The sequence below is a fragment of the Pseudomonas gingeri genome, from assembly GCF_013385425.1.
In the GTDB taxonomy this organism is placed as follows: Bacteria; Pseudomonadota; Gammaproteobacteria; order Pseudomonadales; family Pseudomonadaceae; genus Aquipseudomonas; species Aquipseudomonas gingeri_D.
Genome location: NZ_JACAQA010000040.1, coordinates 1 through 12,546 on the forward strand (window position 1 = coordinate 1; position 12,546 = coordinate 12,546).

Sequence of the window (12,546 nt, forward strand, 5' to 3'; positions counted from 1 at the left end):
GGGGTTTATGGGGCGCTTACGGCGCAGCTAACGCCGCGCCTCGTACATCCGCTGTTTACTTGCGCGAGGCCTTATCGGTCATCCGAGTGGCGCGTAGGGTGGCCTCTTCGGCGGTACGTTGTGCCTGCTCGGCCATTATCTGAAGACAATCGTAGACGCGAGCATGTCACCCAACCGCTTCCTTGAACCAAAGAAAATAAATATCCAGTCAAAAAAATTTAGAAATGGCGTCGTAATATTGCGCATAAACGATTGATATAAATTGCAGTTCAGGTAACTACGCTCATCAATCACTGACATCCCCAACAGCTTTTTACCCACGCTTTGCCCGTTCGGCATTGCATCGGAAAACAAGTAATACGCCGCAGTGGAGCCTAACGCCAGAAGACCGACTACATTCGGTGGCAATCCGACAAATTTGGCCGCTCGGCCTGCGAGAAAGAACAGGAAAAAGGTGACCAGGGAGTCAATGATTTGTCCTCCCCTGCGTCGCCCTAGACCAGGTGTTTTGGCAGGCGCAAGCCGTCGGGATTTTCTAGGAAATTTCACTCAAGCGAAAGAGCCAAGTCCTCGTTTGGCCCCCGAAAACGCTTTGCGATTGGCATCAAATGGCCCTTGATAAGTCCCAAAAAGGGACCTATCGTTCCCTTTTTGGGACTCTTTGGTGCGACCATGCAAACCCTCTCCCTCAGTGACGCGTTATTTACTGCAACACAACAGCGAATCCTGGGCTTGCTCTTCGGCAAGCCGGACCATAGTTTTTATGCCAATGAGATAGCCCGTTGGGCGAAGATCGGTAAGGGCAGCCTGATGCGTGAGTTGGAGCGCTTGCAACGGGCTGGCATCCTGACCCTCAGTCGGCAGGGTAATCAGACACACTACCAAGCCAATCCGGCGTGTCCTATCTACCAGGAATTGCTGGGCATTGTGCGCAAGACATTCGGCATCGTCGAGCAGTTGCGTGTGGCGCTCGGTCCGTTTGCGGATCAAGTAGCTTGGGCGTTTGTTTACGGCTCCATCGCCAAGGACCAAGCCCATGCCGGCAGCGATATCGACCTGATGTTGATTGGCGACGACCTGCACTACAGCGAAGTGATGGAGCGGCTGTTGCCCATGGAAGAACAAGTGGGCCGCACCATCAACCCCACGCTGTACAGCTTGGAGGATTGGAACGCAAAACTTGCCACTGGCAACAGCTTCGTTCAGCGGGTGGTGGAGCAGGAGAAGCTCAACATCATGGGTGAAAACCCAGTGGAGTCTAAGGATGGACAAAAACCAAAGCCTGGAAAACCTGCAACGTAGCGGCGGCCTGAAGGCCGAGCCAGCGGACCGCAAGGAGTGCGAAGGTCTGATGCGCTCGGCGAGTGATCGTTTGCAGGATGCACGTAGCGCCCAACTTTCCTTTGCCAGCCGCTTCGACCTGGCCTATAACGCCGCCCATGGAATTGCCCTCACGGCATTGCGCTTATCGGGCTTTCGTTCCGACCGCCGTTATCTGGTGTTTCAGTGCCTGGTTCATACCGCCGGGATCAACAAGTTGCAGGTTCGCTTGTTCGCGTTGTGTCACGAGCGCCGAAACCTGGCGGAATATGAAGGCTACATGGATGAAGACGAGAGGTTGTTGGCGGAGTTGATCGACAACACCACTGCATTGAAGGCCGTCGTTGAGCAAACAATGGCTGGGCTTTATTCCGGCTGATTGAGTGGAACCATTACCCTGACCGTAACGATCCACCGCTGGGCTTGATTGATGCCCGGGCGATTCACTCCTACTGTCTACTCCACGAAAGCGAACCCGTGGAGTGAGCATGACAACCCCCAATTCCCCCGACTCGCGCTGGACGCGGCGGCGCACCGAGAAGCAGCGCCGTCTCGAACAGGTACGAGCCCTCGCCGATGGCGTGGTGTTGCCGACCGACAAGATCGTCGCCGCCCTCGAAGCCCTGATCATGCCCGGCGACCGGGTGGTGCTGGAGGGCAATAACCAGAAGCAGGCGGATTTCCTCTCCCGCTCCCTGGTCAAGGCCGACCCGGCCAAGCTCCACGATTTGCATATGATCATGCCCAGCGTCGGTCGCGCCGAGCACCTGGACCTGTTCGAACGCGGCATCGCCCGCAAGCTGGACTTCTCCTTCGCCGGCACCCAGAGCCTGCGCATCAGTCAGTTGCTGGAAGACGGCCTGCTGGAAATCGGCGCGATTCATACCTACATCGAACTCTATGCGCGCCTGGTGGTGGACCTGATCCCCAATGTGGTGCTCAGCGCCGGTTTCATGGCCGACCGCGCCGGCAATATCTACACCGGGGCCAGCACCGAAGACACCCCGGCCTTGATCGAACCGGCGGCGTTCAGCGACGGGATCGTGATCGTCCAGGTCAATCAACTGGTGGATGACGTCAGCGAGCTGCCACGTGTGGATATCCCCGCGTCCTGGGTCGACTTCGTGGTGGTGGCCGACAAGCCCTTCTATATCGAGCCGCTGTTCACCCGCGACCCACGCCATATCAAGCCGGTGCATGTGCTGATGGCGATGATGGCGATTCGCGGGATCTACGAAAAACACAATGTGCAGTCCCTCAACCACGGGATCGGTTTCAACACCGCCGCCATCGAACTGATCCTGCCGACCTACGGTGAATCCCTGGGCCTGAAGGGCAAGATCTGCCGCAACTGGACGCTCAATCCGCACCCGACCCTGATTCCCGCCATTGAAAGCGGCTGGGTCGAAAGCGTGCATTGCTTCGGCACCGAACTGGGCATGGAAAACTACATCGCGGCCCGCCCGGATGTATTTTTCACCGGTCGCGACGGCTCGATGCGTTCGAACCGGATGTTCTGCCAGTTGGCCGGGCAGTATGCGGTGGACCTGTTTATCGGCGCGACCTTGCAGGTCGACGGCGACGGTCATTCGTCCACCGTGACCCGTGGCCGCCTGGCCGGTTTCGGCGGGGCGCCGAATATGGGACATGACCCGCGCGGTCGCCGCCATGGCACCCCGGCCTGGCTCGATATGCGCCTGGACACCGGTGACGCGCCCGAAGCCTTGCTCGAACGTGGCAAGAAGCTGGTGGTGCAGATGGTCGAGACGTTCCAGGAGGGCGGCAAACCGACTTTCGTCGAAACTCTCGATGCCGTGGAAGTGGCGAAGAAGAGTGGGATGCCACTGGCACCGATCATGATCTACGGCGACGACGTGACCCATTTGCTCACCGAAGAGGGCATTGCCTACCTGTACAAGGCCCGTTCCCTGGAAGAACGCCAGGCGATGATTGCCGCCGTGGCCGGTGTCACGGCCATCGGCTTGCGGCATAACCCCAAGGACACGGCGCGGATGCGTCGCGAAGGTTTGATCGCCTTGCCTGAAGACCTGGGCATTCGGCGCACCGACGCCAGCCGCGAACTGCTGGCGGCGAAGAGCGTGGCCGACCTGGTGGAATGGTCGGGAGGCCTCTACAACCCGCCCGCCAAATTCAGGAGCTGGTAAATGCACGCCTTCAATCTGCAAGTCCAACCCCTGTCACTGGCCGAGCGCCTGGCGGATTTCGCGGTGGAAGCGCTGATCGACGAAGCCGACCTGTCGCCCAAGCCGGCCTTGGTGGATCGCCGTGGCAACGGTGCGCATACCGACCTTCATCTGGGCCTGATGCATGCTTCGGCGTTGTCGCTGTGGCCGATGTTCAAGGAGATGGCCGAAGCCGCGCAAGGTATGGGTAACACCCGCGATGTCTCGGAATACACCACCCCCTGTGGGAGCAAGCTTGCTCGCGATGGTGGCCCTGGCGCCGCGGGGTATCAGGCATCCCGCGTTATCGTTGACGCCCATCGCGAGCAAGCTCGCTCCTACAGGGAGCTGCGTGAGGCGCTCGGTCGCATCGGTCGTGAAGGCGAGCAAGCGATGCTCAAGACCACCGGCGGCGTAAATACTCATCGCGGTGCGATCTGGGCCTTGGGACTGTTGGTCGCCGCGGCGGCGCTGGACCCTCTCTCCCTCAGCGTCAACGCCCTGACCCTGCGCGCCGCCCGCCTGGCGTTGCTGGAAGACCGATACGCCCCCAACAGCAGCAGCCACGGCAGCCAGGTCGCCCAACGCTACGGCGCACGCGGTGCCCGTGAGGAAGCGCAACTGGGTTTCCCAGCGGTTACCCAACTCGGTCTGCCACAACTCAAACGAACCCGCCTCGCCGGCCACGGCGAGCAGAACGCCCGGCTGGATGCCTTGCTCGCCATCATGACCACCCTGGCCGATACCTGCGTGCTCTACCGCGCCGGCGTGCCGGGTTTGCAGGCCATGCAACAGGGCGCCCGCGCAGTGCTGGAAGCCGGCGGTAGCGCCAGCCTGGCCGGTCGGCGCTGCCTGCATGAATTGGATCAACAGCTGTTGGCGATGAACGCTTCACCGGGAGGCGCGGCGGATCTGCTCGCGGCCTGCCTGCTGATCGACCGCCTCGAACAGGAAGCCTTGTGATGGAAAAGTTGTCCTTTGAATTCCCCGCCGGGCAACCGCCCAAAGGCCGGGCGCTGGTGGGTTGTGTCGGCTCGGGTGACCTGGAGGTACTGCTGGAACCCGGCCATCCCGGCACCTTGTCGATCCAGGTGACCACCTCGGTGAACGGCAGTGCCTCGCGCTGGCAGCACCTGTTCGAGCGTCTGTTCGACGGCCAGTTGCCGCCCGCGCTAGCCATCGATATCCATGATTTCGGCGCCACCCCTGGCGTGGTCCGCTTGCGTCTGGAACAAGGTTTCGAGGAGATCGGCCATGACTGACAGCGAGCGTTTGTTGCACAAGCACAGCTTCGTCGAACTCGGCGCCCGCCAGCGTGCCCGGGCCTTGCTCGACAGCGGCAGTTTTCGCGAACTGCTCGACCCCTTTGCCCGGGTCATGTCGCCCTGGCTCGAACGCCAGGGCGTAGTGCCCCAGGCCGACGACGGCGTGGTGATCGCCAAGGGCAGCATCGATGGTTTGCCGGTGGTGATCGCCGCCATCGAAGGTGCGTTCCAGGGCGGCAGCCTCGGTGAAGTGGGCGGCGCGAAAATCGCCGGCGCCTTGGAGCTGGCCGCTGAAGACAACCGCAATGGTATCCCCACCCGCGCCGTGCTGCTGCTGGAAACCGGTGGCGTGCGTTTGCAGGAAGCCAATCTGGGGCTGGCGGCCATCGCCGATATCCATGCGGCGATTGTCGACCTGCGTCGTTATCAGCCAGTGATCGGCGTGGTGGCGGGTAGCGTCGGTTGTTTCGGCGGCATGTCCATCGCGGCGGCGCTGTGCAGTTATCTGGTGGTGACCCAGGAGGCGCGCCTGGGCCTCAACGGCCCGCAAGTGATCGAGCAGGAGGCGGGGCTGGACGAGTACGACTCCCGCGACCGGCCGTTTATCTGGAGCCTGACCGGTGGCGAGCAGCGTTTCACCAGCGGCCTGGTGGATCGTTATGTGGCCGATGATGTGGCGTTGATCCGGCAACAGATTGCCGAATTGCTGGAAGCCGGTTTGCCCGGTGTACAACGCAGTCGGCAGGCGGAGTGGTACCTGCAACGCTTGGCCGAACTGGATGCCGAACCGCAAATCGATCCGGCCACGGTACGCCGTCTTTTCCAAGGAGATCGTCCATGAGCGCTTATTCCCTGCGGGGTTTGCACTGGTTCCAGGCGCTGGCGGCGGAGGCTGTCGAAGTGTCCGGGCTGCCGCCTTCATTGAAAGTCGCCGATGGCCAACTCGGTGATCAGCCAGTGCGCTTTCTGGCGGTGGTGGCCGATCCGGCCAACCGGTTTGTTCGTGCCCGCAATGGCGAAGTCGGATTGCTGGAAGGTTGGGGCCTGGCCAAGGCCGTGGACGAGGTGATCGAGGCCGACAGCGGTCGTGCCGGGAAGCGCGCCTTGATCGCCATTGTCGATGTGCCGAGCCAGGCTTACGGCCGTCGTGAAGAAGCCCTGGGGATTCACCAGGCCCTGGCCGGTGCGGCGGACAGTTATGCCCGTGCCCGCCTGGCCGGTCATGCGGTGATCGCGCTGCTGGTGGGCAAGGCAATGTCCGGGGCGTTTCTCGCCCACGGTTATCAGGCCAATCGGTTGATCGCCATGCGCGATCCGGGGGTGATGGTGCATGCCATGGGCAAGGCCTCGGCGGCGCGGGTGACCTTGCGCAGCGTCGAAGAACTGGAGGCCCTGGCCGCCAGCGTGCCGCCAATGGCCTATGACATTGACAGCTATGCGAGTCTCGGTTTGCTGTGGAAAACCCTGGGCGTGGAGCAGATCGAACAACCTACGGCGGCTGACCTGGCGCAGGTGGAGGACTGTCTGGTCGAGGCCATCCACGATGTGGCGCAGAAGGGTACGGACTTGAGTGGGCGCCTGGGCGCGAGCAATCGGGCGGCGTCGAGCCGGGTCCGGCAACTGTTGCGCGAGCAGTGGTGAGCCGCGATGCACGCTGACCAGGACTTCCTGCCCCACGACCTGCTCTGGGGACTGACCCCGGCGCAGTTGCCGGAGGAGGCGCCGGATTGGGTGGCTGAGGCGCTGAGCCTGGGCCAACCAGTGGTGGTGCGCCGGGCGCTGACGGCGCCGGATCAGGTGGCGGTGGGCGTGCGCGGGGTTTTGCGTGAGCAGCGTTTCGCCACGCTGATGCCACGGGTGCTGGTCGAGCGCTGCGTGCGGCCCGAAGCCCTTATCGATATTGAAGTCTGTGCACAGGATTGGCCGGCCTTGCAGGCGCTGCATTACCTGCGGCCGTTGTTGGATGCGTCGGGTCTGGTGTGGGGCGTCAGCGGCAGTGCCGGTTTCGAGTTGGCCACCGGTTTGCCGACCCTGCATCAACAGAGTGATCTGGATCTGATTCTGCGCGTGCCGCAAACGCTTTCCCGTCGTCAGGCCAATGGCTTGTTGCAGCGACTCGACAACCCGTTCTGTCGTGTCGACCTGCAACTGCAAACCCCGCTGGGCGCGGTGGCCTTGGTGGAGTGGGCGGGCACGGCGCGCCGGGTCCTGCTCAAGCGGGCCGATGGCGTGCAGTTGGTGCTCGATCCCTGGGATACCCGGGAGCGGGTGGCATGAGCAGTCTGCTGGTGTTTCCCGGCCAGGGCGCGCAACAGCCCGGCATGCTGCAGCGCCTGCCCGATGCCGCGATCGTTCGTGGTTGCCTGCGCGAAGCGAGCGATGTGCTGGGCGAGGACGTGGGCTTGCTGGATACACCGCAAGCCCTGGCCTCGACCCGGGCGGTTCAGCTTTGCCTGCTGATCGCCGGTGTGGCCTGCGCCCGGCTGTTGCTGGAAGACACGGCGCCGCCGGCTTATGTCGCTGGCTTGTCCATCGGCGCCTATCCGGCGGCGGTACTGGCCGAGAGCCTGACGTTCAGCGATGCCCTGCGCCTGGTCAGCCTGCGCGGTGAGTTGATGCAACAGGCTTATCCACAGGGCTACGGCATGACCGTCCTGATCGGGTTGGATCTGGCGGCTGTGGATAAGTTATTGGCCCAGGTGCATAGCGAACGGACACCGGTCTATCTGGCGAATATCAACGCCGATAACCAATGCGTGATCGCCGGGAGCGACGAGGGCATGAGCGCGCTGGTTGCCCTGATGAAAAAGGAGGGTGTAGCCAAACGCCTTGCGGTCAGCGTGCCGTCCCATTGCCCGCTATTGGATGAGCCAGCCCAGGCATTGGCCGCCGTCTTTGCCAGGGTGCCGATGCAGGCACCGCGCCTGGGCTACCTCAGTGGCAGCAGCGCGCGGCTGCTGCGTAGTGCTGAACAGATCCGCGATGACCTGGCCTTCAATATGCGCCGGGTCGTCGATTGGCGCGGCACCGTGCAAAGCGCCTATGAGCGCGGTGCCCGCCTGCAGATTGAACTGCCTCCGGGCTCGGTCCTGACCGGCCTGGCGCGCCGGGTGTTCGAGCAAGGCGCCGTCATTGCGTTCGACGGCGCCCGCCTGGACACCCTCAAGGCGCTGTTGGATGAGGAGGGACGCCGTCACCGATAAACACCGGCTGCTGCTTCGAAGGACAAAAACAACAACTTCGACAATGCAATGTGAGGACAACAAGAATGATTATCTACGGTGTGGCGCTGCTGGCGATCTGTACGCTGGCAGGGGTGATTCTGGGGGACATGCTGGGCGTGCTGCTAGGCGTCAAGTCCAATGTCGGTGGGGTCGGGATCGCGATGATCCTGTTGATCTGCGCCCGTTTGTGGATGCACAAACGGGGTGGGCTGACCAAGGATTGCGAGATGGGCGTCGGTTTCTGGGGCGCCATGTACATCCCGGTGGTGGTTGCCATGGCCGCCAACCAGAACGTGGTCGCGGCGCTGCACGGCGGGCCGCTGGCGCTGCTGGCGGCGATTGGCTCGGTGGTGGTCTGCGGTTGCACCATTGCCCTGATCAGCCGAATCCATAAAGGCGATCCGCTGCCGGATGAACCGTTGGCGGTTGTCCCGACCGCCACCGTCGCGGGAGGTCGCTGATATGTGGGATCTCATTGGCAAGGACCTGGGGCAGAACTCGCTGATCACGGCATTCGCCGGTGTTGGCCTGGTGATGTGGGTGTCGGTGGTGTTGTCCAAGCGCCTGACCTATGGCCGGATCCACGGTTCGGCGATTGCCATCGCGATCGGCCTGGTGCTGGCGTGGATCGGTGGTACGTTGACCGGCGGGCAGAAGGGGCTGGCGGATGTGGCGCTGTTTTCCGGTGTCGGTTTGATGGGCGGGGCGATGTTGCGGGACTTCGCCATCGTCGCCACGGCCTTCGAGGTCCAGGCGACCGAGGCGAAGAAGGCGGGGTTGGTTGGAGCGCTGGCGTTGCTGCTGGGTACGTTGTTGCCGTTTATTGTCGGCTCGTGCATGGCCTGGGCCTTCGGTTATCGCGATGCGGTGAGCATCACCACCATTGGGGCTGGGGCGGTGACCTATATCGTCGGGCCGGTGACCGGGGCGGCGATTGGCGCGAGTTCCGAGGTGGTGGCGCTGTCGATTGCGACGGGCTTGATCAAGGCGATCCTGGTGATGGTCGGTACACCGGTGGCGGCGCGTTGGATGGGGTTGGACAACCCGCGTTCGGCGATGGTGTTCGGTGGTTTGGCGGGCACGGTCAGTGGGGTGACCGCGGGGCTGGCGGCGACGGATCGGCGGTTGGTGCCTTATGGCGCGCTGACGGCGACTTTCCATACCGGGTTGGGTTGTCTGCTTGGGCCTTCGGTGCTGTTCTTCATTGTGCGCGGTCTGGTGGGCTGATCCTGATTATTTTGTGCCTGTTCTACCGTTTTCGCGGCGGTGCGGCGACCCGACAAGCCCTGCTCCTACAGTACGGTGGCGTACACAAGTTCTGTGAACGACGGAAAACTGTAGGAGCAGGGCTTGCCCGCGAAGAGGCCCTTGAGGCCACCGGAAATGCATGATCGAACCTGGTCGTTGGCTGCTCAAGTCAATCGGTTGGCGTACATCCGGCACTCCGCCAGAAGCGCCAACAAGTTGGGATCACGCTCCTTGGCCTTGAGAAACACCACGCCAATATGCTGTTGCAGGCGGTAGCGCGCCTGCAATGGAATCAGCTTCACCCGGTTCTCATACACCGCCGCAATCCGCCCCGGCAGCAAGGCATAACCGACGCCGGAGCTGACCATGCTCAACAGCGTGAAGATATCGTTGACCTGCATCGCCACCTTCGGCTCGAACCCGGCCTGCTCGAACACCCGATTGCCGTCCCGGTGGGTGGCGAAGCCTTGGGTCAGGGTAATGAAGGTCATGTCTTTCAGGTCCGCCAGGTCAACTTCGTCCTGTTGGGACAACGGCGAGTCAGCGGGTGTCGCCAGGAAAATATCATCGGAAAACAGCGGAAGATGCTCGCAGTCCGAGTCGTTGGTGGTCTCATCCAGCGACACCAGGATCGCGTCCACCTCCATGTTCTTGAGCTTGTACAACAGGTCGAAGTTCGAGCCCAGGATCAGGTCGATATTGAGTTCGCTGCGGCGGATCTTCAGGCCCATGATCAGTTGCGGCACGGTTTTCACCGTCAGCGAATAGAGCGACCCGAGCTTGAAGCGTTCGGCGGAGAACCCGGCGGCTTCGCGGGTCATTCGCACGCTTTCGACCACATCCTGGATCAGCTTCTGCGCGCGCTCTTCCAGCACATAGGCGCTTTCCAGCGGTGTGAGGTTGCGGCCTTCGTGCTTGAACAACGGGCAGCGCAGGGCGTTTTCCAGGGAGTGGATGGCCCGGTGCACGCTGACATTGCTGGTCTGCAACTCGGCCGCCGCCCGCGCCAGGTTGCCGGTACGCATAAAGGCCAGGAACACCTCCAGCTTTTTCAAGGTCAGCTCTTCGTCGATCAGCATGGCGCGGGCTCTTTTTCGAATGCCCCGATTGTGCCCAAGTCCCGGGGTTTTGGCTGGGGCTTTTTCAGAATGGAGCCGGCTTGAGGGACGCTCGATTGCCTGTGAGGATTTTAGCGTTCTCCCAGGCCTCTTCGCGGGCAAGCCCTGCTCCTACAGTTTTCCGTCGTTCACAGAACTCGTGTGCGCCACCGTACTGTAGGAGCAGGGCTTGTCGGATCGCCGCACCGCCGCGAAGGCACCCGCTCAGGCGCTACGAGTTTTGCGGGTGTTCTACCCCGCGCTTATCCAACGCCGAATCGACCAGCGCCTTCGCCAACTCGATCAGATGCACCACGCCCAGCACCACCTTGCGGTTGGCGCCACTCAGGTTTTCCACGGATTCATAGGCTGTTGCGGCGGCCGACTCCAGCAACTCGTAGGCGGTGGTCAGCGACTCTTCCGAGCGCACATCCGCGCGAATCTGGAACAGGCTTTCCGGTAGTTTGTAAGGTTCGGATGGTTCAACCGGTGGCAGGTTGTAGTGGGCGAATACCCGGTCGCTGGTTTTGTCGTGCCTGTGCAGCGGGCTGACGGGTGGGTCGGGGGTAATCTTCGACATATTCTCGACTCTCTCAACATGTGAGTTGAGCCGCCAAACACCACTGCTAAATGGTTAGGTGGCGGCCGTACGCAGGTTAGCAGACCGGCGAGTCAAGAAACCGGCGCACCCGAAGATGCCCTGCGCACAGCCACCATAATGCGCAGGCCACAAAAAAAGCGCCTGACAGGACGGGGGCGCTATGCGCCTTGACTCAACGCGGGCTGCTAAACCCGATCACTGAATTGGCAGTGACGAACGAAGACTAGCCACGTGTTTTGGCAGGCGCAAGCGGTCAGGATTTTCTAGGAAATTTCACTCAAGTGAAAGAGTAAAGTCGCATTCAGTGGTCTGCAAACTGGCGATTTTTTCGGACTATGATCACCCCAGCAACTGGCGTGGGCATGAGCGGCCCCTTAATCACAATCTCAAGGACGCACATGCAGACAATTGTTGTTCGTTATTTGGAGGTCATTACGTCTCGCGACGGAGTGCCTGGAACATCGGTCCTGTTGGGGACTGAAATTTACGAGAATATTAAAGAGGTACTCATTCCAGGAATACCCCAGCCAAAGGGTGATCGTGCCTTGCATCCGGTGTTCTTCACGAAATGCTTTCTTGGTATCGATAATCATCTGTGGCGGGTGGAGTCGGTAGCGGCGACACCCGCGGATGCACAGCAGCCAGCTTTCTTCTCGGTCTTGATCAAACGACATGATGTGTCCAAGGAAATATTTCTTTACCAGACTCTGAAATCAAACAAGGGTCTGACGGCACAGAAAATTCTGGGGCAGCAGGGCACGTTGGTGGAGGTGGATTACGGGTTTGTCCAGAGGGCTGGCCGGATGAACGCGATCAGTAAAACGAATAAGCGTTATATGGATACGTTGCTTGAGGCGGAAATGCACAAGCGGCGGTTAGCGGTGGTCGTGAAAGTGATATCAGCGAACCTGATTCAGGTCGCTCCTGTTACGTCTCAAGAGATAAAGCCGGGTGATCGAACGGCGTTCAAGCTTGATCGAAGTACACTCGAAAAAATGCCTAGGTATCAGAACAGCGGTAAAGAAAGTTACGTCATTTGCAGCATGCTTGAGTGTGTGTCTGTACAGAGGATTTTACCGCCGGTCAGCTATTTCAAAGAGGGGCGAAGTTCAGGGCGCAACGCCAACTATGGCATTGCCCTCAGTCGCTCCGAGAGCAAAAAGCTCAAGAACGCGTTGATTCACGCGATTGGAGCGGGTGACCATGTCCCCTATAACGATGTCCTACAGAGCCAGCGCCAGGTTGATCAGCTTCAGGCATCTGTCGATTCTCTGACGGCTCAATTGAAGGATCAAGCGCAACGCCTCAATCATTTGTCGGCAGTCGAGCGATTGGCCAGAAGCTGGGCTGAGTCCATGGGGCGTGACTATGAGGATGAGCTTGAGTTTCAGCGCGCTCTGGACGCCGAGAACGGGCATTGACTTACACGGCTTGTTCGGTCTGCTGGTCCTGAGCAGATTGACACGAACTATGGTTTTCAATAGCATTGGAAAGCATGGTCCGGAAATCGAGAGCAGAACTCTACCCGGGCGACAGGGCTAATACCCTTTTCTGTGAAAGTAAAATGTACAAAATAGCCGCCTTCACAGACTGTGTGAAAACGCAGTC

General features: G+C 60.9%; 15 protein-coding genes. 12 read left to right on the forward strand and 3 right to left on the reverse strand.

What is annotated here, in order from left to right:
* Nucleotides 1–135: 135 nt before the first annotated feature.
* Nucleotides 136–549 (reverse strand): RDD family protein, encoded by a 414-nt coding sequence (locus HX830_RS29835; RefSeq protein WP_177104258.1) that lies wholly within the window; start codon nucleotides 547–549, stop codon nucleotides 136–138.
* A gap of 123 nt (nucleotides 550–672) precedes the next feature.
* Between HX830_RS29835 and HX830_RS29840 the strand changes: the two genes are divergently transcribed.
* From HX830_RS29840 to madM, 11 genes are all read left to right on the forward strand, one after another.
* Nucleotides 673–1,302, forward strand: coding sequence for a nucleotidyltransferase domain-containing protein (locus tag HX830_RS29840; protein WP_152736833.1), 630 nt, complete (start codon nucleotides 673–675; stop codon nucleotides 1,300–1,302).
* Complete coding sequence (locus tag HX830_RS29845; protein ID WP_152736834.1) at nucleotides 1,265–1,699, forward strand: hypothetical protein; 435 nt, start codon at nucleotides 1,265–1,267, stop codon at nucleotides 1,697–1,699. Before HX830_RS29840 ends, HX830_RS29845 begins: the two co-directional genes overlap by 38 nt.
* Before the next feature lie 109 nt (nucleotides 1,700–1,808).
* The gene (gene mdcA, locus HX830_RS29850) at nucleotides 1,809–3,485 is read left to right on the forward strand and encodes a malonate decarboxylase subunit alpha (RefSeq protein WP_152736835.1); all 1,677 of its coding nucleotides are present in this window, start codon (nucleotides 1,809–1,811) and stop codon (nucleotides 3,483–3,485) included.
* Nucleotides 3,486–4,466, forward strand: a complete 981-nt coding sequence (locus HX830_RS29855; protein WP_177104260.1) for a triphosphoribosyl-dephospho-CoA synthase — start codon at nucleotides 3,486–3,488, stop codon at nucleotides 4,464–4,466.
* Nucleotides 4,466–4,765: a malonate decarboxylase subunit delta gene (locus HX830_RS29860; RefSeq protein ID WP_121135287.1), complete on the forward strand. Its 300-nt coding sequence runs from the start codon at nucleotides 4,466–4,468 to the stop codon at nucleotides 4,763–4,765. The genes HX830_RS29855 and HX830_RS29860 overlap by 1 nt, the downstream gene beginning before the upstream one ends.
* A complete protein-coding gene (locus tag HX830_RS29865; RefSeq protein ID WP_152736837.1) occupies nucleotides 4,758–5,609 on the forward strand; it encodes a biotin-independent malonate decarboxylase subunit beta in 852 nt (283 codons plus the stop codon). Before HX830_RS29860 ends, HX830_RS29865 begins: the two co-directional genes overlap by 8 nt.
* On the forward strand, nucleotides 5,606–6,409 hold the full coding sequence (mdcE, locus tag HX830_RS29870; RefSeq protein WP_152736838.1) for a biotin-independent malonate decarboxylase subunit gamma: 804 nt from the start codon (nucleotides 5,606–5,608) through the stop codon (nucleotides 6,407–6,409). Before HX830_RS29865 ends, mdcE begins: the two co-directional genes overlap by 4 nt.
* 6 nt (nucleotides 6,410–6,415) lie before the next feature.
* Nucleotides 6,416–7,045 carry a malonate decarboxylase holo-ACP synthase gene (locus tag HX830_RS29875; RefSeq protein WP_177104262.1) on the forward strand — a complete coding sequence of 210 codons (630 nt, stop codon included), beginning with the start codon at nucleotides 6,416–6,418 and terminating at the stop codon, nucleotides 7,043–7,045.
* Entirely contained in the window at nucleotides 7,042–7,971 is a 930-nt protein-coding gene (gene mdcH, locus HX830_RS29880; protein ID WP_177104264.1) for a malonate decarboxylase subunit epsilon, read from the forward strand. Before HX830_RS29875 ends, mdcH begins: the two co-directional genes overlap by 4 nt.
* A 65-nt stretch (nucleotides 7,972–8,036) precedes the next feature.
* Nucleotides 8,037–8,453 carry a malonate transporter subunit MadL gene (gene madL / locus HX830_RS29885; RefSeq protein WP_177104266.1) on the forward strand — a complete coding sequence of 139 codons (417 nt, stop codon included), beginning with the start codon at nucleotides 8,037–8,039 and terminating at the stop codon, nucleotides 8,451–8,453.
* A gap of 1 nt (nucleotide 8,454) precedes the next feature.
* A complete protein-coding gene (gene madM / locus HX830_RS29890) occupies nucleotides 8,455–9,219 on the forward strand; it encodes a malonate transporter subunit MadM (RefSeq protein WP_100944641.1) in 765 nt (254 codons plus the stop codon).
* Between the two features lie 185 nt (nucleotides 9,220–9,404).
* Here madM and HX830_RS29895 read toward each other — a convergent pair whose 3' ends face one another.
* Both HX830_RS29895 and HX830_RS29900 read right to left on the reverse strand, forming a co-directional pair.
* On the reverse strand, nucleotides 9,405–10,319 hold the full coding sequence (locus HX830_RS29895; RefSeq protein ID WP_103499352.1) for a LysR family transcriptional regulator: 915 nt from the start codon (nucleotides 10,317–10,319) through the stop codon (nucleotides 9,405–9,407).
* 250 nt (nucleotides 10,320–10,569) lie between these two features.
* The gene (locus tag HX830_RS29900; RefSeq protein WP_152736842.1) at nucleotides 10,570–10,917 is read right to left on the reverse strand and encodes a DUF6124 family protein; all 348 of its coding nucleotides are present in this window, start codon (nucleotides 10,915–10,917) and stop codon (nucleotides 10,570–10,572) included.
* Nucleotides 10,918–11,336: 419 nt separating this feature from the next.
* Here HX830_RS29900 and HX830_RS29905 point away from each other — a divergent pair, with 419 nt between their 5' ends.
* Nucleotides 11,337–12,359 (forward strand): type II toxin-antitoxin system PemK/MazF family toxin, encoded by a 1,023-nt coding sequence (locus HX830_RS29905; protein WP_152736843.1) that lies wholly within the window; start codon nucleotides 11,337–11,339, stop codon nucleotides 12,357–12,359.
* Nucleotides 12,360–12,546: the final 187 nt, after the last annotated feature.

Bases quoted from the DNA above. Each gene is read 5' to 3' on its own strand.
- HX830_RS29840 (WP_152736833.1), top strand. From the start codon at position 673: ATGCAAACCCTCTCCCTCAGTGACGCGTTATTTACTGCAACACAACAG.
- HX830_RS29845 (WP_152736834.1), top strand. From the start codon at position 1,265: ATGGACAAAAACCAAAGCCTGGAAAACCTGCAACGTAGCGGCGGCCTG.
- mdcA (WP_152736835.1), top strand. From the start codon at position 1,809: ATGACAACCCCCAATTCCCCCGACTCGCGCTGGACGCGGCGGCGCACC.
- HX830_RS29855 (WP_177104260.1), top strand. From the start codon at position 3,486: ATGCACGCCTTCAATCTGCAAGTCCAACCCCTGTCACTGGCCGAGCGC.
- HX830_RS29860 (WP_121135287.1), top strand. From the start codon at position 4,466: ATGGAAAAGTTGTCCTTTGAATTCCCCGCCGGGCAACCGCCCAAAGGC.
- HX830_RS29865 (WP_152736837.1), top strand. From the start codon at position 4,758: ATGACTGACAGCGAGCGTTTGTTGCACAAGCACAGCTTCGTCGAACTC.
- mdcE (WP_152736838.1), top strand. From the start codon at position 5,606: ATGAGCGCTTATTCCCTGCGGGGTTTGCACTGGTTCCAGGCGCTGGCG.
- HX830_RS29875 (WP_177104262.1), top strand. From the start codon at position 6,416: ATGCACGCTGACCAGGACTTCCTGCCCCACGACCTGCTCTGGGGACTG.
- mdcH (WP_177104264.1), top strand. From the start codon at position 7,042: ATGAGCAGTCTGCTGGTGTTTCCCGGCCAGGGCGCGCAACAGCCCGGC.
- madL (WP_177104266.1), top strand. From the start codon at position 8,037: ATGATTATCTACGGTGTGGCGCTGCTGGCGATCTGTACGCTGGCAGGG.
- madM (WP_100944641.1), top strand. From the start codon at position 8,455: ATGTGGGATCTCATTGGCAAGGACCTGGGGCAGAACTCGCTGATCACG.
- HX830_RS29895 (WP_103499352.1), bottom strand. From the start codon at position 10,319: ATGCTGATCGACGAAGAGCTGACCTTGAAAAAGCTGGAGGTGTTCCTG.
- HX830_RS29900 (WP_152736842.1), bottom strand. From the start codon at position 10,917: ATGTCGAAGATTACCCCCGACCCACCCGTCAGCCCGCTGCACAGGCAC.
- HX830_RS29905 (WP_152736843.1), top strand. From the start codon at position 11,337: ATGCAGACAATTGTTGTTCGTTATTTGGAGGTCATTACGTCTCGCGAC.